Raw genomic sequence first — 18325 nt, 5'->3', positions numbered from 1 at the left:
TCGCCTCCCGTCCCCGCTCATCGCCCGCCTACTGCCCTTCGATCACCGAATCCAGGAACTGGCGCGTGCGCGCCTCCTTGGGCTGGCTGAACAGCACGGACGATTCCGCGTCTTCAACGATATTGCCCTGATCAAAGAACAGCGTGCGGTCCGAGCTGCGTTCGGCGAACTTCATCTGGTGCGTCACGATGATCATCGTCATGCTGCGCCGGGCCGACAGGTCGCGCAGAATTTGCAGAATGCCGCCGACCAGCTCCGGGTCCAGCGCCGACGTGACTTCATCGAACAGCATGATCTCCGGGCACATCGCCAGCGCGCGCGCAATACCCACGCGCTGCTTCTGCCCGCCCGACAGCTGCGCCGGATAGACGTCCAGCTTGTCGCCCAGCCCCACCATGTCCAGATACTCCACGGCGCGCTCGCGCGCCTGGTCTTTGGTCATGCCCAGCACGTGCACCGGCGCTTCCATGGTGTTGCCCAGCGCCGTCATGTGCGGGAACAGATTGAAGTGCTGAAACACCATGCCGATCTTGCCGCGCACGCGGCGCAGATGTTCGGAATTGACGCCAACCGGCCGGCCCTGCTCGTCCGTCCACATCGGCTGCCCATCAATTTCAATGTCCCCGCTGGTGGGCTGATCCAGCGTCATCAGCACGCGCAGCAAGGTGGATTTTCCGGAGCCCGACGGCCCGATCACGGCCACCGTCTGGCCCGCCGGAATCTCCAGATTGATGCCGCGCAGCACCTCCAGCTCTCCGTAACGCTTGTGCAGATTCTTGATGTTCAAGCTGGCGCTCATCGCTTTCCTCCGTATCGTTGCAGTCGGGCCTCCAGGCCGCGCACACCCCATGCCGCCACCAGGCTCAGCGCCAGGAACAGCACGCCCACGAGCGTCAGGGGTTCGGTGTACCGGAACGTTGCCGACCCGATCATCTTGCTTTGCTGCAGCAGTTCAACCACGGTGATGGCCGACAGCAGCGGCGTGTCCTTGAACATGGCGACCAGGTAATTGCCCAGCGCCGGCACCACCGGCGGAATGGCCTGCGGCAGCACCACGCCGACGGCAGTGCGCCAGCGCGACATGTTCAATGCGGTGGCCGCCTCCCACTGCCCGCGCGGCACCGCTTCAATGCCGGCGCGATAGACCTCGGCGCAATACGTGGCGTAGTGCAGGCCCAGCGCGATGATCCCGGTCACCAGCGGCGACATCTGCGCGCCCGTCAGCGGCAGCACATAGAACAGGAAGTACATCTGCACCAGCAGCGGCGTGCTGCGGATGAACTCGATCACGAACGCCGTGGGCAACGACACAATGCGCAACCGCGACCGCCGCAGCATCGCCAGCACCAAGCCCAAAGTCACCGCGACCAGCATGCCCAGCACGGTCGCTTCAATGGTGATGACCAGCGCAGCGCCCAGCGTGGGCAGAATTTCCAGTGCGAAAGACCAATCGAATATCGGTGTCATCGGACGCGAACCCTCCGCTCAAGCATGCGCACGCCCGCCGTGATCAGCAGCGCCACCGCGAAGTACAGCAGCAGCATCAGCGTAAAGATCTCGGTGGTACGCAGGGTTTCGCTGCGCAGCAGCTGGCCGCGGAACGTCAGGTCGGTGATGGTGATCAGCGACACCAGCGCGGTGTTCTTCATCAGTTCAATCAGCAGGTTGCCGGCAGGCGGCAGCATGGCGGGTATGGCCTGCGGCACCACGATGCGGCGCATGATTTGCGCGCGGGTCAGGTTCAATGCCACGCCCGCTTCGCGCTGGCCCGGCGGCACGGCGCGAATGGCGCCGCGCACCACCTCTGCACCGTAAGCGCCCGCGTTCAGCGCCAGCACCACAATGCCCACCAGCATCGCAGGCAGTTGCACGCCAAACAGCGGCAGCACGAAATAGAACCAGAACAGCTGCACCAGCGCTGACGTGCCGCGAAAGATCTCGACGTAAATCGACGCCAGCCAGCGCACCGGCCGCAACGGCGACAGCCGCCCGATGCCCGAGAGCAGCGCCAGCGGCACCGCCAGCACAACGGCCCCCGCCATGATTTCAAGCGTGACGACCAGCCCCTCAAGCAGGGGCGGCACCAGCTCCGCGATATGTTCGGATACGAGCTGCATCGGCTCCCCCTTACTGTCCGGCGCAGAGCTTGGCGGCGGTTACCCCGTTAGGCAGCTCCTGATCGGTGAAGCCAAACGGCGCCACCAGCTTCTTGTGTTCGTCGGTGCCGATGAACTTGGCCAGCTCCGCATTAAACGCGTCGGCAAACGCCTTGTCGTCGGTGCGGAACGCATAGGCGCCATAGCCGCGCACGCCCTTGCCATCGATCACCGGGTCGGTGAAGGGGTCGGCTTTCTCCAAGCCGCTGCCCTCTTGCGTCTTGCCCATCAGGTCATTGATGGTGAGCGCGGTGGCCGCATAGGCGTCGGCCCGGCCCGCTTGCACGCCGGACAAGGCGCTGACCGCATCGGGAAACACCACCACCTGGCCTGACGGAATATTCACTTTCTGGGCGTAATCGCCTTCGATGGCGCCCACCACCACGCCCAGTTTGGCGTCGGGATTCTTCACCACGTCTTCATAGCTGTGCAGGTTTTTCGGGTTGCCCTGCTTCACCAGGAAGGCTTCGCCCACGCCGTAGGTCGGGTCCGAGAACGCCACCTGCTGGCAGCGTTCGGGCGTGACGTACATGCCGGCCGCGATGATGTCGAAGCGCTTGGCGGCCAAGCCCGGAATCAGCGAGCCGAACTCCGTCAGCACGCCTTCCACTTCATTGATGCCCATGCGCTTGAGCACGACGCGGGCGATCTCGACGGATTCACCCGTGACCTTGGCTTCCTTGCTGTCCATGTAGGCAAACGGCGCCTCGTTGGCGTAGCCGATGCGGATCTTGCCGGTTGCCTTGGCGGCTTCCAGGGTATTGGCGGCGCCGGCCGCTGCACCGCCTGCCGCGGGCGCGCCCTTGTCGCCGCCCGAGTCGGAACATGCGGCCAATACGCCCAGGCTCAGGGCCAACAGCAAGCGTCTGGATCGTAGCAAGGTCATGAATCATTTCTCCCGTATTTATTTCTAGGTACATGGCTTCGCTAAAAATAATACGCTAAGAAATGATTTCTATACGAATCATTAAGGCGTAAAAAAGCAGGCCTAAGCCTGCTTTTAGGGACTGATCCCCTATGGAGCGTCAGCAAATGTTACGAACCGTAGAAATCCATGCATCGGCCCTATTGCGCGTACGAGAACCGGCCATTCTTGACGATGCCCATCACGCGGGCGCGCTCGTCGAAGCCCTGATGATTGTCCTTCGAAATATTCAGCACGCCGTTGGGCACGACCAAGTCGCGGGTGTTTTCCAGGGCGTCGCGCAGGGCGCTGCGAAACGCCGGCGTGCCAGGCTTGGCGCCCGTTTTCAGCGCGCGCGCCACGGCGGAATCCAGCAGCATCCAGGCGCCGTAAGCGTCGCCCGCAAACTGCGTCAGCGTGTTCGCGCCGTACTGGCCTTCGTACTTGTCGGCAAACGCCACGGCCACCTTCTTGACCGGGTTGCTGTCGGGCAGCTCGCGCGCCACCACGCCCGGGCCGGTCGGGAACAAGGTGCCTTCCACGTCCTTGCCGCCCACTTGCAGGAATTCCAGCGTGCCGATGCCATGCGTCTGATAGATGGCGCCGGTGTAGCCGCGTTCCAGCAGCGTCTTCTGCGGCAAGGCGGACGGCGTGCCCGCCCCCGCAATCAGCACGGCGTCCGGCTTGGCGGCGATGACTTTCAGCGCCTGCCCCACCACCGATGCGTCGGTGCGCTGGAAGCGCTCCTGCGCCACGATCTTCAAATCATTGCCCGCGGCGGCGGTGAATTCCTTCCACCAGCTGTCGCCGTAGGAATCCGCGAATCCGATGAAGGCCACGTTCTTCAGGCCCTTCTTCTTCATGTCCTCGACCAGCACCGTCGCCATCAGCGAATCGTTCTGCGGCATTTTGAAGGCCCATGCGCGCTTGGGGTCGGACAAGGGCTCAACGATGACGCTGGAGGCGGCCAGCGCAATCATCGGCGTCTGGGTCTCGGCCAGCACGTCCAGCGCGGCCAGGGCGGCCGCCGTGGTGTTGGGGCCGACGATGGCGTCAACCTTGTCTTCGGACGTGAGCTTGCGCATGTTCTTCACCGCGCGGCTCACGTCGGTGCCGTCGTCCAGCACCACGTAGCGCGCCGGTTCACCGCCCAGCGTGTTGGGCCACAGGCGGATCGCGTTATTGGTCTGGATGCCGATGGCGGCGGCGGGACCCGTCGTCGACACATCCACGCCAATCACGATTTCGGCATGGACGGACAAAGCGGGAATGACCAGCGCGGCGGCGCAGGCGAGGCGAAGAAAATTGCGAGACATGACAGCAGCTCTTGGGATGAGGGTGTGTGGATGCCGGTATTTTGCCTGATGCGGATGCGGGCCAGGCCGGCATGCCCGGGTTTGTGGCTGCGCGCGCCGGCAATGGGCTTGTCCGCGTCGTCTTTGCACCTGCCCACGTTGCATCGGCCCGCTTCCTGCGCGGCCCGCCGTTACATCGGCTTGCCGTTGCGCACCGGTGGATGCTGCGCCCACCCCCCGGCCTCGCCGTATCATCGACGATGCCGCTCAGGCAACGCGCACCACCCTTCGCGGGGGTGCGCATTCCTGCACCGGACGCGCCCGCCATGGGCCGCGTCCCCTCTCACAAGGAGTCACTATGAAGAAAACCGCATCCGCCGCCTGGTCGGGCGATCTGAAGACTGGCAAAGGCACGATCTCTACGCAAAGCGGCGCACTGAAGGCTCAGCCCTACGGGTTCAATACCCGCTTTGGCGACACGCCCGGCACCAATCCTGAAGAACTGCTGGGCGCGGCCCACGCAGGCTGCTTCACCATGGCGCTGTCCAATATCCTGTCCGAAGCCGGTATGGTTGCGACGAGCCTGGACACCAAAGCCGAAGTCACGCTGGACAAGGTGGACGATGGCTTTTCCATCACCGCCGTCCACCTGACCGTCGAAGCCGTCATTCCCGGCGCCACCGCCCAAGCCTTCGAGGAAGCCGCGCGCAAGGCGGAAACCGGTTGCCCGGTATCCAAGGTGCTGAAGGCCAAAATCACCATGGACGCCAAGCTCAAGTCTTGATCCCGAACGCTTGATGTTGGGTGCGTCCGCCGCGGGCGCGCCAGCAGCCGGGGCGGGTTCCCATTGGGCGGACCTATCCCCGGCTTGCTGAAAATCAATTTGACGGTCGGCGATCACTTCTAGAAAATGAGAACCATTCTCAGGAGTGTCGTATGACCGGTTTCATCTACGCGATATCAGGCGGCAAAGCCGCCTTGGCGCAAGACGCCCAAGTGTCGGCGAACCTGCGCCGCATGGTCGGTTCCGGCATTCTGGTGGCCGTGGGCTATATCGATCCGGGTAACTGGGCCACCGACATCGCCGGCGGCAGCGGCTTCGGTTATGGGCTGCTGATGGTGGTGATCACGTCCGCCTTTCTGGCGCTGGGCTTTCAAATTTTGGTGTCGCGCCTGGCGCTGGCCACGGGCCAGGACCTGGCATCGCTGACCGCGCAGCATTTGTCTCCTGGCTGGTCGAAGGCCGCATGGCTCGCGGGTGAAGCCGCCATTCTGGCGACCGCCTTAGCCGAACTGATCGGCGGCGCCATTGCGTTGCGCTTGCTATTCGATCTGCCGCTGATTGCCGGCGTGGCCGTCACCGGCGTCGGCACATTCGCCGTGCTGGCGCTCACCCGCGGCAACGCCGACCGGCACGAACGCGTGATCGCCCTGCTGCTGGCGGTGGTGGCTGCGTCGTTCGTGTTCCTGCTGTTCAAGGCGAATCCTGCCTGGACGGCCGTGGCGCATGGCGTCACGGAAACGGGCCGTGCGCTGCGCGACCCGCAGGGCTTCCTGATCGCGCTGGGCATCCTGGGCGCCACGCTGATGCCGCACAACCTGTACCTGCATTCCGGCTCGCTGGCTGAGCGCGCGAAAGCGCTGCCCGTTTCTGCCCGCGACATGGCCATGCGCGTTGCCCGCAACGACACCATCGTGTCGCTGGGCATCGCCATGCTGATCAACTCAGCCATCATGATCGTGGCGGCGGCGTCGCTATCGGGTTCGGGTTTGATCGTGTCCAGCCTGGACGATGCCCACGCCGTCATTGGGCAGACGCTGGGCGTGGGCGCCGCCATCGTGTTCGCCGTGGCGCTCTACGCCGCAGGCCAAAGCTCCACGATTACCGGCGTGTTGGCCGGCCGCATCCTATCCAAAGGGTTTCAGATCCGCAGCAACTGGTCAGACCGCCGCCGCGCCCTGATGACGCGCTTGATTGCGGGCGCCGCCGCCGTGGGCCTGCTGATCTTCACGGGCGGCAAAGACCCGGACGAACTGCTGGTGCTGAGCCAGGTCATCCTGAGCCTGGCCCTGCCCTTTGCGCTGGGTCCGCTGGTGCTGCTGGCCTGCCGCAAAAAGCTGATGGGCCAGTACGCGCTGCGTGGCGCCTGGGCATTGGCCGCCATCAGCGCCACCGTGGGCATCGTGATTCTGGACGGCTACTTGCTGGTGGACATGGTGGTCTAAGCGCCATGAAAAACGCAAAAAAAGACGCAAAAAAAACGCCAGCAATATCGCTGGCGTTTTTTCTGGCTGACCGCTTGTGCTCAGTGGCGGGCGGAGACAACGGGGTGTTGCTGTCGGCCGGCATCCATGTCGTGCAGGACTTCGCCAACGGCGCCGCCCAAGGCGGCCAGACGCACTTTCAAACGCAGCCACATGCCACGGTTGAATGGGCCGGACAAGGTTTCCGCTTTGACGGCCTCGCGGATCAAGGACCGCTCCAGCGCATCCGACATACGGGCATTTTTCAACGCGGTATCGCTCATGATTCTCTCCTTGAGAAAGGCGATGTGGGACAACACGAATTCATGTTAGATCCGCGTTTGTTGCGTTGCAATAAAAACTTCAACCATTTTTTTGTTCGTTGCGCAATGGGTACAAACACCACCATTACGGTGCATACGGCACCACATTAAGCACTAGTCTTGTGCAGCGCCATACGGCTTTCAGCGGGGCAGATGCGTCTGGATCAGCTTATCGGCCATCTCTGCCACCCGCCCGGCCGGGCCGCCCTCCCCGAACAACTGGCTCGACACGAAAGCCCCTTCGATCAGCAGCAGCAGGCCATCGGCCAGCGCCTGAGGCTCAGCCGCCCCCATGCCCGCCGCCATGTCATTCAGGCGGCGGCGCAACTCCAGCTTGTGTTCCACCGCCACGGCGCGCGCCGGATGGCCTGCTTCCGGGTACTCGACGGCCGCATTCGTCAGGCCGCAGCCGCGGTAACCGTTCTGCACGGCGCGCTGGCTCAAGCCCGACAGGTACTCCAGCAGTTGTGCGCGCGGATCGCCGGGGTGGGCCGCGCAAGCGCCGTCAAAGCGCGCCCAGAATTCGGCGTCGTAATCGCGCAAATAGGCGGCCGCCAGCTCGTCCTTGGACGAAAAGCTGCGGTACAGACTGGGCTTGGTCACGCCGGCCTGGTTGACGATGGCGTCGACGCCGACGGCGCGGATGCCATCGCGGTAGAACATTTCACGCGCGGTCTTGCGGATGCGGTCGGCGGCCAGCAGCGGTTTGGCTGCGGACTGCGGCGCGGCGCCGGACGAGGTGGAAGGTTTACTGGCCATGGACGGTTCCTTCAAAGGTGCTGCATCAAACGGACAACATCAATCAGAGCGGAATCAAATACCGCTTGACGATGTTACTGACCGGTACGTACTATTCGCGAATCCCGCAAATCTCGATACGTACCGGTCAGTAACATGAGTATATCCCACCTCCCCATCCCGTTTCGGCGTGCCGGCCAAAAGTACGCGTTTGTCGTCGTCGCGGTGATCTTCCTGGCGCTGCTGGTCTCGGCGGGGCTGCGCTCCACGCCCAGCGTACTGCTGGTGCCGCTAGAAGAAAGCTTCGGCTGGAGCCGCAGCTCGATCTCGTTTGCCGCCGCCGCCGGCATCTTTCTGTATGGCCTGGTCGGCCCCTTCGCCGCCGCGGCGATGGAACGCTTTGGCTTGCGCCGGGTGCTGATCAGCGCGCTGATCATGATGTCGGCATCCAGCGCCGTCAGCGCCTACATGACCGAACCCTGGCACCTGCTTATGAGCTGGGGCGTGTTTTCGGGCATCAGTTCGGGCGCCGTCGCCTCGGTGTTGGGCGCCACGATTGTGAACCGCTGGTTCACCAAGCATCGCGGCCTGGTCATGGGCCTGCTGACCGCCAGCACCGCCAGCGGCACGCTGGTGTTCCTGCCCATCCTGGCCACGCTGGCCTCATCGGGCGACTGGACGCGTGTCGTCTGGACGGTGGCGGCCGCTGCGGCCGCGCTGGTGCCGCTGGCCTGGTGGTTGGTGCCTGACCGCCCGTCCAGCGTCGGCCTGGTGCCTTACGGCAGTGACCCGCACGCCCCGCCCGCCCCCGCCGCGCCGCGCACCGGCATGGTGGCCGCCACGTTCGGCGCGCTGGCCCGGGCATCAAAGACAACCACATTCTGGTTCCTGTTCGCCACGTTTTTTATCTGCGGCTTCACCACCAACGGGCTGGTCGGCACGCACCTGATCGCGCTGTGCGGCGACCACGGCATGCTGGAAGTGCAAGCCGCCGGATTGCTCGCGCTGATGGGCGTGTTCGACCTGGTCGGCACCACGGCATCGGGCTGGCTGACTGACCGCTACGACCCGCGCAAGCTGCTCTTTGTCTATTACGCGCTGCGCGGCCTGTCGCTGATCTACCTGCCCTATTCCGACTTTTCGTTCTACAGCCTGTCGATCTTCGCCATCTTCTTCGGCCTGGACTGGATTGCCACCGTGCCGCCCACGCTGCGCCTGACGACCGAGGCTTTTGGCGAACGCGACGCCGGCATCGTGTTCGGCTGGATCGTCGCGGGCCACCAGTTGGGCGCGGCCAGCGCTGCGTGGATGGCGGGCGCCATTCGCGAAGCGCAAGGCAGCTACCTGATGGCGTTTGTGATCTCGGGCGCCACAGGCCTGATCGCCGCCGTGATCGCGCTACGGATCGGCAAGAAGCAAGCCGCGCCGCAACCCGCCTGAACCCGGCCCGCTGATTGCAAGCCGCTGCGGCGACGAGCCGCTGCGGCGATAGCGCGGCCCCACAACGAAAAAAGCCCGGCATCCAAAAATGCCGGGCTTTTTATTGCGGACGAACCGCGATGCCAAGGCTATGCCGACGCTTCCTCGACTTCGCCCAGATACGCGGCGCGCACCTTCGGGTCATGCAGCATGTCGCGCGCCGGACCCGACAGAATGATCTCGCCCGATTCCATCACATAGCCGCGATGGCTGTTTTCCAGCGCCAGGCGCGCATTCTGTTCGATCAGCAAGATCGTGACGCCTTCACTGGCGATGGTGCGCACCACCTCGAAGACCTTCTCCACCATCAGCGGCGCCAGGCCCATGGACGGTTCGTCCAGCAACAGCAGCTTGGGGCGCGCAATCATCGCGCGGCCCATCGCCACCATCTGCTGTTCGCCGCCCGACAAGGTGCCTGCCGCCTGCTTGCGGCGTTCGGCCAAGCGGGGGAACAACGTGAACACGCGGTCCGTGTCCTGGCGCACTTGCGCGGCATCGCGGCGGATGTACGCGCCCATCGCCAGGTTTTCTTCAATGGTCAGCTGGCCGAAAATGCCCCGGCCTTCCGGCACCATGACCAGCCCGCGGCGCACGAGTTCGTGCGACTTCTGGCCGCCGATCGACTGGCCGGCGTAGACCACTTCACCGCCCGCCATCGGGACCAGCCCGCAAATGGCGCGCAACGTCGTGCTCTTGCCCGCGCCATTGGCGCCGATCAGGCAAACGAGTTCGCCTTCGTCCACACGCAGATCAATGCCGCGCACGGCGCGGATACCGCCATACGCCACTTGCAGACCGCGCAATTCCAACAGGGGTGTGGATGCCGTCATGATGCGGGGCTCTCCTTGTGAATCAGCGGGTCTTGGGCCGCGCCCGCGCCCAGATACGCTTCAATGACCTTGGGGTCGCGCTGCACTTGCGCGGGCTTCCCCATGGCCAGCACCTTGCCGTATTCCAGCACCAGCACGCGGTCGCACAAGCCCATCACCAGCTTCATGTCGTGTTCGATCAGCAGCACGGTGACGCCGTCATCGCGAATTTTTTCGACGAGCTTGCGCAGCACCACCGTTTCCGATGCGTTCATGCCGGCAGCCGGTTCGTCCAGCGCCAGCAGCTTCGGGTCGGTGGCCAAGGCGCGCGCAATCTCCAGGCGGCGCTGATCGCCATACGGCAGCGACCGCGCCACATCATTGGCGCGATGGCCGATGCCGACGTAGTCCAGCAGCTCTTGCGCCCGCGCTTCGATGGCCGCCTCTTCCGCCCGCGTGCCGCGTGTGCGCAGCACGGCGCCGAACACCCCCGCCTTCGTGCGCATGTGGCGGCCGATCATCACGTTTTCAATCGCCGACAAATTGGCGAACAGACGGATGTTCTGGAACGTGCGCGCCAGCCCTGCATAAGCGACTTCATGCGGCTTCTTGCCCGACATGGATTCGCCGTTGAACGTGCAGCTGCCGTCTTCCGGTATGTACAGCCCCGTCAGCACGTTGAACAGCGTCGTCTTGCCCGCGCCGTTGGGGCCGATCAAGCCATAGATCTCGCCCTGCTCGATATCGAAGCTGACGTCCGACAAGGCTTGCAGGCCGCCAAAGCGTTTGCCCAACCCTTGCGCTTGCAGCAGTTTGCTCATGCCGCACCTCCTTGGGTCTTGGTCGCCAGCTCGCGCTTGCGCACGGCCGATGGCCACAGGCCCGCCGGGCGGAACAACATCACGCACACCATCGCCAAACCGAACAACAGCATGCGGATGCCTTCAGGGTCCAGCACGACGGCGCCAAACAGCATGTGCTGAATGGGTTCCACCACCGCACGCAGAAACTCCGGCAAGGCGGCCAGAATCAACGCGCCCAAAATCACGCCAGGGATATGGCCCATGCCGCCCAGCACCACCATGCACAGAATCGAAATCGACTCCATCAACGAGAAGCTCTCGGGGCTGACAAAGCCTTGCATCGACGCAAACAATGCGCCCGCCACACCGCCGAACGACGCGCCCATCGCAAACGCCAGCAGCTTGATGTTGCGGGTGTTGATGCCCATCGCCTTGGCCGCGATCTCGTCTTCACGAATCGCTTCCCATGCGCGCCCGATGCGCGAATTCTGCAAGCGCACGCACACGACAATGATGATCAACGTCAGCGCCAGCAGCAGGTAGTAGTACTTCTCTGGCCCCGTGAACCGGATGCCCATCAAGGTTTCCGTTCGCCCGAAGGTGAACTCGCCCACCTTGAACGTGTCGATGCGGTTAATGCCCTGCGGGCCGTTGGTGATGTTGATGGGCGCATTCAGGTTGTTCAGGAAAATACGGATGATTTCCCCAAAGCCCAAGGTCACGATGGCCAGATAGTCGCCTCGCAACTTCAGCGTGGGCGCGCCCAGCAAGACGCCGAACAGGCACGCCACCGCCAGCGCAATCGGCAAAATCGCCCAGAACGGCAGATGCAGCCCGAAATGCGGCGACGCCAATAGCGCCCAGGTGTAGGCGCCCACCGCGTAGAACGCGATGTAGCCCAAGTCCAGCAGGCCGGCGAAACCCACCACGATGTTCAGGCCCAGCGACAGCATCACGTACAGCAGCGCAAAGTTCAGAATGCGCACCCAGCTTTGCCCGGCCATGCCGATCACAAACGGCAGCACCGCCAGCACGATGCCGATCAGCGCAATGCCAATCAGGTTGCGGGCCGACAGCCCGCTGTTTTTCATGGATGTGCTCATGCGCGGTCTCCCACGCGTTCGCCCAGCAGGCCGGACGGACGGAAGATCAGCACCAGCACCAGCACAAAGAACGCAAACACGTCCTGGTAATGACTGCCCAGGAAGCCGCCGGTGATGTCACCGATGTAGCCTGCGCCCAGCGATTCAATAATGCCCAGCAGCAAGCCGCCCGCCATTGCGCCCACCATGTTGCCGATGCCGCCCAGCACCGCGGCCGTGAAGGCCTTCAGGCCCAGCATGAAGCCCATGGTGTATTGCGACACGCCGTAGTAGGTGGCGACCATCATGCCCGCCACGGCGGCCAGCGCCGACCCGATCAGGAACGCGGCCGAGATCACGGTGTTGATGTTGACGCCCATCAGGCCCGCCACCTCGCGGTTCTGCGCGGTGGCGCGCATGGCCGTGCCAAGACGGGTCTTGTGCACGATGGCCAGCAAGCCGCCCATGATCAGCGATGCAATCACCACAATGGCGATCTGCAAGGTGCTCATGCGCGCGCCTGCGAACTCAAACACGCGCGGCGACAGCACCTGCGGAAAGTTCAAGTAGTTGCGGCCCCAGGCCATCATTGCCACGTTCTGCAAAATGATGGACACGCCAATCGCGGTGATCAGCGCAGCCAGGCGCGGGGCGCGGCGCAGTGGCCGGTACGCCACGCGTTCGGCCGTCCAGCCCACCGCCATGCACAGCGGCACGGACACCAGCAGGCCTACGCCCAGCACCACGAAGGCGGAGACGCCAGGGTCGCCGCCCACCAGCGAAATGGCGATCGTCGTAGCCGCCATTGCGCCAATCATGACGACGTCGCCATGCGCGAAGTTGATCAGCCCGATGATGCCGTACACCATGGTGTAGCCAAGGGCGACCAGGGCGTACACGCTGCCTAGCGTGACGCCGTTAATCAGTTGTTGAATGAAGATATCCATAGGGGCCGCGGAAATAAGCCTGGAAAAATCGCGCCGGACACGCGGCCCAAGCCATCACGGCCGGGTGCGGTGCGCGCGCCGCCACGCCGGGCGGCGTGTGCGGACGGAGCGGGCGGAGGCCGGCATGGCCGGGTCCGCCCTGCGTTCAACCGGCCTTAGTTGGCCTGGCTGACCATCGTTTCAACCATCTCCCACTTGCCGTTTTTGACTTCGTAGATGGTGACCGAGATTTCCTTCAGATCGCCCTTGGCGTCGTAGGAAATGTGCTCGCTGGTAGCGCCCTTGCGGTCAAGCTTGGCCAGCACGGGCAGGTACTTCTCGGGCTTGGCGGAACCGGCCTGTTCGATGGCCGTGATCATGTTCCATGCGCCGTCATAGGCGTACGGTGCGTAGACGCCGGGGGCCTTCTTGAAGCGCGCCTGATAGCGTTGTTCGAAGTCCTTGCCTGCGGTCATCTTGTCCAGCGGCACGCCGGCCAGCGAGGCGAAGGTGCCGTCGGCGGCGTCGCCCGCCAGCTTGATGAAGGTGTCGCTGCGGGTCATTTCACCCGAAACCAGCGGCGCCTTCAGGCCCAGCGTGGCCAACTGGCGCTTCATGGGGCCGGACTGCGCGTCCAGGCCGCCGTAGAAGATGGCGTCGGGCGCCGCGCCCTTGATGTTGGTCAGGATGGCGGTGAAGTCGTTGGCCTTGTCGGTGGTGTATTCGCGGCGGACCACTTCGCCACCGGCGGCCTTCACGGCCTTTTCGACTTCATCGGCCAGGCCTTGGCCGTAAGCGGTGCGGTCATCGATGATCGCAACCTTCTTGGCCTTCAGGTTCTGCACCATGAACTTGCCCACCGCGGCGCCCTGCTGGGTGTCGCTGGTCATCATGCGGAACGTGGTTTCGTAGCCTTGCTTGGTGTATTCGGGCGACGTGGCCATGGCGATCTGCGGCAGACCGGCTTCATGGTAAACACGCGATGCGGGGATGGTCGTGCCGGAATTGAAGTGGCCCAGAATGCCCACGACGTCCTGGTCAACCAGCTGCTGCGCCACCTGCACGCCAACGCGCGGGTCGGCTTGATCGTCACGCGAGACCAGCACGAACTTGGCGGGCTGGCCGTCAACCTTGATGCCCTTCTTATTGGCCTCTTCCAGCGCCAGATTCAGGCCGTTCTGCATGTCTTCGCCGTAGTGCGATTGCGGACCGGTCAGGGGCGCGGCGAAACCGAGTTTGATATCGGCAGCCTGCGCGGCGGCCGTCATGCCAACCGCAGCAACGCTGGCGGCGAGAAGCTTCAAAGTGGTGCGGAACTTCATGGGGAATCCTCCGGGATGTCGGACTACTGGCCGTGTACTTGTTTTAGTAACTAAGGCCTTGTTATACCTGAGCTTTTAGCCAGGCTTTTGGTTTTTTCCACTACCTCGGGCCCAGCGGTGGCCGGGTCCCGCGTATGCATTTTCTGCAAAGTCTGGATGCCGGGTTGCGACATCCAGACTTGAGGTGCGACCGGATTTTCGTTCCAGTGCAACCTTGCCCGATATTGGAGATAACCCTCAGTCCCCAGAGGGTTCCCAGACGGTCACATCAACCGATTGTCATGAGGCTGGCGTTGCCCCCTGCGGCGGCCGTATTGACGCTGATGGAGCGTTCAGTCAGCAGGCGTTCCGGCACATATCCGGCCCCCGCCGCCAGAGCATCAGACGTCAAGCCATGCACCGACAGGATGGCGCCGGGGCGCTGCGCGATGCGCTGGTTCAGCGCTTGCAGCGCGTCGCCATCGCCTTCAAACAGCACGGCCTGGTAATCGGCCTGATCGACTTCATCATCAGCCAGGATGCCCGCCTGCCCTTGCTGCTCGGCGTCCAAGGTGGACAGCAGCGCTTGCGCCGCAGGCGTGTCCGCAAACCAGGCATGGTTGCCCGTCAGACGCGCCACCGACCACTGCGCACGCGCACCGGCGTCAGTCGCCGCCACGCAGTACACCGCGCCACGCGGCTCAACCATGTAGGTGTTGGTTTCACCCGTGGGGCCCGGCAACGCAATGCGTTGCGGCAACGGCGCAGCGGCGTCCAGCGCCGGCGGCAGGCCGGCCGGGCGCGTACCCAGCAAGCGGTACATGTACAGCGGGCCACCCGCCTTGGGGCCGGTGCCGGACAGGCACTCGCCGCCAAACGGCTGCACGCCCACCACGGCGCCCACGATGTTGCGGTTGACGTAGACGTTGCCGGCATGCACCTGCCCCGTCACGTGCGCAATGGTTTCGTCGATGCGGGTGTGCACACCGAACGTCAGGCCGTAGCCGGTGCCGTTGATGGCGTCCAGCAAGGCGTCGAGTTCGTCGCGCTTGTAGCGCACCACGTGCAGCACCGGGCCGAACACTTCACGCGTCAGTTCGCTGATGTGGTCGATTTCAATGATGGTCGGCGGCACGAAAGTACCGTGGCGGCATTCGCCATTGAGTTCCACCTGATCCACGCGATGGCCCGCCGTGCGCATCGTTTCGATGTGCCGCTGGATGCCGTTGCGGGCGTCGGTGTCGATCACGGGGCCAACGTCGACCGACAGGCGGTCGGGGTTGCCCACGCTGAGCTCGCGCATCGCGCCGCGCAGCATGGTCAGCACGTGGTCGGCGTTGTCTTCCTGCACGCACAGCACACGCAGCGCCGAACAGCGTTGGCCGGCCGAATCAAAGGCCGAGCTCAGCACGTCAAACACAACTTGTTCGGACAGCGCCGACGAATCCACCACCATCGCGTTCTGGCCGCCGGTTTCGGCAATCAGCGGAATGGTGTGGCCGTTGTCGTCCAGGCGGTCGGCCAGCGTGCGCGCAATGATGCGCGCCACGTCGGTCGAACCGGTGAACATCACGCCGCGCACGGCGGGGCTGGCCACCAGTTGCGCGCCCACGGTTTCACCACGGCCCGGCAGCAATTGCACCGCGCCGTCCGGCACGCCGGCCGCGCGCAGAATGGCCACGGCTTGCGCGGCGATCAGCGGGGTTTGTTCAGCGGGCTTGGCGACGACGGTATTGCCCGCGGCCAGCGCAGCCGCGACCTGGCCGGTAAAGATGGCCAGCGGGAAGTTCCACGGGCTGATGCACAGCACGGTGCCCAGCGGGCGGTGCGTGTCGTTGCTGAATTCCTGCTCGGCCTGATCGGCGTAATAGCGCAGGAAGTCCACGGCTTCGCGCACTTCGGCGATGGCGTTGGGCAGCGACTTGCCGGCTTCGCGCACGATCAGGCCCAACAGGGTCTGCATCTGCTCTTCCAGCAATTGCGCCGCGCGGCGCAGGCATTGCGCGCGCTCGGCCACCGGGGTCGATTGCCAGATGGGCGCCGTGTTCGCGGCGGCACGCAACGCGGCTTCCGCTTCTTCGGCTTGCGCTTCCACCACGTGACCCACAACGTCGCGCAGGTTGGCGGGGTTGCGCACTTCAACCGCACGCGCCGGGTCCCAGGCCTGTTCGCCTTCGCCCAGCATGGGGCCGGCGCGCCACGGCGTGCCGGCGCTGGCCAGCAGCGCGGCCGACAACGAACCCAAGCGGTGCTCGTTGGTCAGGTCCAGGCCAGCCGAGTTGGCGCGAGCGCCGTGCTGCACATTGCCGTACAACTCACGCGGCAGCGCAATCTTTTCGTGCGGCGCGCCCAGCGGCACGATGCGCGAGGCCGCTTCCACCGGATCAGCCACCAGCGTTTCGACGGGAATGCTGTCGTCGCCGATGAGATTCACGAACGAGGTGTTGGCGCCGTTTTCCAGCAGGCGGCGCACCAGGTACGCCAGCAGCGTTTCATGCGTGCCGACCGGTGCGTAGATGCGGCACGGGCGGTTCAGCTTGCCTTGGGCCAGCGGGCCGACCACTTCGTCGTACAGCGGTTCGCCCATGCCGTGCAGGCACTGGAATTCGTATTGGCCCGGGTAATAGTTTTGCCCCGCCAATTGATAGATGGCCGCCAACGTGTACGCGTTGTGCGTGGCGAACTGCGGGTACACGGCTTCGGGCGCACCCAGCAGCTTGCGGGCGCACGCCAGGTAGGCCACATCGGTGTACAGCTTGCGGGTATAGACGGGGTAGCCTTCCAGGCCATCCACTTGGGCGCGCTTGATCTCGCTGTCCCAATAGGCGCCCTTCACCAGACGCACCATCACGCGGTGGCGGCTGCGGCGCGCCAGATCGATGACGTAATCGATCACGAACGGCGCACGCTTCTGATAGGCCTGGATGACAAAGCCAATACCGTTCCAGCCATCGAGCTCGGGCGCGAAACACAGCGCTTCCAGCAGATCCAGCGAGATTTCAAGACGGTCGGCTTCTTCGGCGTCGATGTTCAGACCGATGTCGTAGCTGCGGGCCAATGCCGTCAGCGCCTTCACGCGCGGCAGCAGTTCGGCGATCACGCGTTCGCGCTGGCTGCGCGAATAGCGCGGGTGCAGCGCCGACAGCTTGATGGAAATGCCCGGGCCTTCGTAGATGCCACGGCCGGCCGCGGCCTTGCCGATGGCGTGAATGGCCTGCTCGTACGACGCGTAATAGCGCTCGGCGTCTTCGGCCGTGGTGGCGGCTTCGCCCAGCATGTCGTACGAATAGCGGAAACCGCGCGCTTCCATCTTGCGGTTGTTGGCCAGCGCTTCAGAGATGGTCTGGCCCGACACGAACTGTTCGCCCATCATGCGCATGGCCATGTTCACGCCCTTGCGCACTAGCGGCTCACCGCCCTTGCCGATCAAGCGCGTCAGCGCCTTGGACAGCGACTGTTCGCTGCTCACGGCCACGAGCTTGCCGGTGATCATCAGGCCCCAGGTGGCGGCGTTGACGAACAGCGATTGCGAACCGCCCATGTGCGACTTCCAGTCGCCACGAGCAACCTTGTCGCGGATCAGCGCGTCGCGCGTGGCGCGGTCAGGAATACGCAGCAGCGCTTCGGCCAGGCACATCAGCGCCACGCCTTCCTGGCTGGACAAGGAGAATTCCTGGATCAGCCCTTCGACCCCGCCGCCGCTGCGCTTGCCGCGCAGCTTCTTGACGAGGTCCGTCGCCATCGCATGCACCTTTTCCAGGTTGGGCATGCGGGCCTGGCCCAGCAACAGCGGCACACATTCGGGTTCGGGGCGGCGGTAGGCGGCGGTGATCGCCGCGCGCAGCACCGACTGCGGCTGCACATCCTGGCCAAACTCGTAGAACGGCGGCGTCGGCGCAGCGTGGGCGTCACCGCCCTCTTCGTCCGCGCTGGTATCCATGCCCAGATGCGACATTTCGGCGGGCAGATGGCCACGCTCGATCTTGTCTAGATAAGACAGGATGGCCTGCTTGTGCAGCCAGTGCGGCGTGCAGTTGAGTTTGTTTGCGGCGGCTTTCAGGCGGTCGCGTAGTGCGTCATCAACTTTGACGCCGAGGGTCGTGCTGGCCATAAGAGATTGCTTCCTGTCGCATGGCAAAGGTAATACTGGATTCGAATGAATCCCAGTATGGGTAGGACCGTATGCTAGACAGGTTGCAACCGCGTTTGTATTAAGGTTAACCCTAGGTTAGGCCATGGTTAACCGGTTGAGATCGCGCAGGTTT

Annotated in this window: 16 protein-coding genes; 4 read left to right on the top strand and 12 right to left on the bottom strand. The window is 64.2% G+C overall.

The annotated features are described in order from the left end of the window. Positions 1-28 precede the first annotated feature (28 nt). The 5 genes from ehuA to ACFZAI_RS12900 all read right to left on the bottom strand — a co-directional run bounded on the left by ehuA (position 29) and on the right by ACFZAI_RS12900 (position 4376). Complete coding sequence (ehuA, locus tag ACFZAI_RS12920) at positions 29-799, bottom strand: ectoine/hydroxyectoine ABC transporter ATP-binding protein EhuA (protein ID WP_391567235.1); 771 nt, start codon at positions 797-799, stop codon at positions 29-31. Beyond that, positions 796-1467 carry an ectoine/hydroxyectoine ABC transporter permease subunit EhuD gene (gene ehuD / locus ACFZAI_RS12915; RefSeq protein WP_391567234.1) on the bottom strand — a complete coding sequence of 224 codons (672 nt, stop codon included), beginning with the start codon at positions 1465-1467 and terminating at the stop codon, positions 796-798. The genes ehuA and ehuD overlap by 4 nt, the downstream gene beginning before the upstream one ends. Beyond that, positions 1464-2117 carry an ectoine/hydroxyectoine ABC transporter permease subunit EhuC gene (gene ehuC, locus ACFZAI_RS12910; protein ID WP_391567233.1) on the bottom strand — a complete coding sequence of 218 codons (654 nt, stop codon included), beginning with the start codon at positions 2115-2117 and terminating at the stop codon, positions 1464-1466. Before ehuC ends, ehuD begins: the two co-directional genes overlap by 4 nt. A 10-nt stretch (positions 2118-2127) precedes the next feature. After that, positions 2128-3042, bottom strand: coding sequence for an ectoine/hydroxyectoine ABC transporter substrate-binding protein EhuB (gene ehuB, locus ACFZAI_RS12905; protein WP_391567232.1), 915 nt, complete (start codon positions 3040-3042; stop codon positions 2128-2130). Between the two features lie 179 nt (positions 3043-3221). Beyond that, a complete protein-coding gene (locus tag ACFZAI_RS12900; protein ID WP_391567231.1) occupies positions 3222-4376 on the bottom strand; it encodes an ABC transporter substrate-binding protein in 1155 nt (384 codons plus the stop codon). A 337-nt stretch (positions 4377-4713) separates the two neighbouring features. Between ACFZAI_RS12900 and ACFZAI_RS12895 the strand changes: the two genes are divergently transcribed. The 3 genes from ACFZAI_RS12895 to ACFZAI_RS12885 all read left to right on the top strand — a co-directional run bounded on the left by ACFZAI_RS12895 (position 4714) and on the right by ACFZAI_RS12885 (position 7033). Next, positions 4714-5139: an OsmC family protein gene (locus ACFZAI_RS12895; RefSeq protein WP_054425007.1), complete on the top strand. Its 426-nt coding sequence runs from the start codon at positions 4714-4716 to the stop codon at positions 5137-5139. Between the two features lie 152 nt (positions 5140-5291). Further along, on the top strand, positions 5292-6581 hold the full coding sequence (locus ACFZAI_RS12890) for an Nramp family divalent metal transporter (RefSeq protein ID WP_391567230.1): 1290 nt from the start codon (positions 5292-5294) through the stop codon (positions 6579-6581). A 5-nt stretch (positions 6582-6586) separates the two neighbouring features. Next, positions 6587-7033: a hypothetical protein gene (locus ACFZAI_RS12885; protein WP_391567229.1), complete on the top strand. Its 447-nt coding sequence runs from the start codon at positions 6587-6589 to the stop codon at positions 7031-7033. Positions 7034-7063: 30 nt separating this feature from the next. Here ACFZAI_RS12885 and ACFZAI_RS12880 read toward each other — a convergent pair whose 3' ends face one another. Beyond that, on the bottom strand, positions 7064-7681 hold the full coding sequence (locus ACFZAI_RS12880) for a TetR/AcrR family transcriptional regulator (protein ID WP_391567228.1): 618 nt from the start codon (positions 7679-7681) through the stop codon (positions 7064-7066). A 135-nt stretch (positions 7682-7816) separates the two neighbouring features. Here ACFZAI_RS12880 and ACFZAI_RS12875 point away from each other — a divergent pair, with 135 nt between their 5' ends. Beyond that, positions 7817-9100 carry an MFS transporter gene (locus ACFZAI_RS12875; protein ID WP_391567227.1) on the top strand — a complete coding sequence of 428 codons (1284 nt, stop codon included), beginning with the start codon at positions 7817-7819 and terminating at the stop codon, positions 9098-9100. 128 nt (positions 9101-9228) lie between these two features. Here ACFZAI_RS12875 and ACFZAI_RS12870 read toward each other — a convergent pair whose 3' ends face one another. From ACFZAI_RS12870 to putA, 6 genes are all read right to left on the bottom strand, one after another. Beyond that, entirely contained in the window at positions 9229-9969 is a 741-nt protein-coding gene (locus tag ACFZAI_RS12870; RefSeq protein ID WP_391567226.1) for an ABC transporter ATP-binding protein, read from the bottom strand. Then, positions 9966-10769, bottom strand: coding sequence for an ABC transporter ATP-binding protein (locus ACFZAI_RS12865; RefSeq protein WP_391567225.1), 804 nt, complete (start codon positions 10767-10769; stop codon positions 9966-9968). The genes ACFZAI_RS12870 and ACFZAI_RS12865 overlap by 4 nt, the downstream gene beginning before the upstream one ends. Beyond that, positions 10766-11854 carry an ABC transporter ATP-binding protein gene (locus ACFZAI_RS12860; RefSeq protein ID WP_391567224.1) on the bottom strand — a complete coding sequence of 363 codons (1089 nt, stop codon included), beginning with the start codon at positions 11852-11854 and terminating at the stop codon, positions 10766-10768. Before ACFZAI_RS12860 ends, ACFZAI_RS12865 begins: the two co-directional genes overlap by 4 nt. After that, positions 11851-12702: a branched-chain amino acid ABC transporter permease gene (locus ACFZAI_RS12855; protein WP_391567846.1), complete on the bottom strand. Its 852-nt coding sequence runs from the start codon at positions 12700-12702 to the stop codon at positions 11851-11853. The genes ACFZAI_RS12860 and ACFZAI_RS12855 overlap by 4 nt, the downstream gene beginning before the upstream one ends. Positions 12703-12935: 233 nt before the next feature. Continuing rightward, the gene (locus ACFZAI_RS12850) at positions 12936-14081 is read right to left on the bottom strand and encodes a branched-chain amino acid ABC transporter substrate-binding protein (protein ID WP_054424990.1); all 1146 of its coding nucleotides are present in this window, start codon (positions 14079-14081) and stop codon (positions 12936-12938) included. A gap of 268 nt (positions 14082-14349) precedes the next feature. Then, entirely contained in the window at positions 14350-18171 is a 3822-nt protein-coding gene (gene putA / locus ACFZAI_RS12845) for a trifunctional transcriptional regulator/proline dehydrogenase/L-glutamate gamma-semialdehyde dehydrogenase (RefSeq protein ID WP_391567223.1), read from the bottom strand. Positions 18172-18325 lie beyond the last annotated feature (154 nt).

Source organism: Achromobacter sp. NPDC008082, from assembly GCF_042957345.1.
GTDB lineage: Bacteria > Pseudomonadota > Gammaproteobacteria > Burkholderiales > Burkholderiaceae_B > Achromobacter > Achromobacter kerstersii_A.
This window is presented reverse-complemented; position numbering and strand designations above follow the sequence as displayed.

Coding starts and splice junctions, on each gene's coding strand:
- putA (WP_391567223.1), bottom strand. CDS start 18,171: ATGGCCAGCACGACCCTCGGCGTCAAAGTTGATGACGCACTACGCGAC.
- ACFZAI_RS12880 (WP_391567228.1), bottom strand. CDS start 7,681: ATGGCCAGTAAACCTTCCACCTCGTCCGGCGCCGCGCCGCAGTCCGCA.
- ACFZAI_RS12900 (WP_391567231.1), bottom strand. CDS start 4,376: ATGTCTCGCAATTTTCTTCGCCTCGCCTGCGCCGCCGCGCTGGTCATT.
- ACFZAI_RS12895 (WP_054425007.1), top strand. CDS start 4,714: ATGAAGAAAACCGCATCCGCCGCCTGGTCGGGCGATCTGAAGACTGGC.
- ACFZAI_RS12860 (WP_391567224.1), bottom strand. CDS start 11,854: ATGAGCACATCCATGAAAAACAGCGGGCTGTCGGCCCGCAACCTGATT.
- ehuB (WP_391567232.1), bottom strand. CDS start 3,042: ATGACCTTGCTACGATCCAGACGCTTGCTGTTGGCCCTGAGCCTGGGC.
- ehuA (WP_391567235.1), bottom strand. CDS start 799: ATGAGCGCCAGCTTGAACATCAAGAATCTGCACAAGCGTTACGGAGAG.
- ACFZAI_RS12855 (WP_391567846.1), bottom strand. CDS start 12,702: ATGGTGTACGGCATCATCGGGCTGATCAACTTCGCGCATGGCGACGTC.
- ehuC (WP_391567233.1), bottom strand. CDS start 2,117: ATGCAGCTCGTATCCGAACATATCGCGGAGCTGGTGCCGCCCCTGCTT.
- ACFZAI_RS12870 (WP_391567226.1), bottom strand. CDS start 9,969: ATGACGGCATCCACACCCCTGTTGGAATTGCGCGGTCTGCAAGTGGCG.
- ACFZAI_RS12850 (WP_054424990.1), bottom strand. CDS start 14,081: ATGAAGTTCCGCACCACTTTGAAGCTTCTCGCCGCCAGCGTTGCTGCG.
- ACFZAI_RS12865 (WP_391567225.1), bottom strand. CDS start 10,769: ATGAGCAAACTGCTGCAAGCGCAAGGGTTGGGCAAACGCTTTGGCGGC.
- ACFZAI_RS12890 (WP_391567230.1), top strand. CDS start 5,292: ATGACCGGTTTCATCTACGCGATATCAGGCGGCAAAGCCGCCTTGGCG.
- ACFZAI_RS12885 (WP_391567229.1), top strand. CDS start 6,587: ATGAAAAACGCAAAAAAAGACGCAAAAAAAACGCCAGCAATATCGCTG.
- ACFZAI_RS12875 (WP_391567227.1), top strand. CDS start 7,817: ATGAGTATATCCCACCTCCCCATCCCGTTTCGGCGTGCCGGCCAAAAG.
- ehuD (WP_391567234.1), bottom strand. CDS start 1,467: ATGACACCGATATTCGATTGGTCTTTCGCACTGGAAATTCTGCCCACG.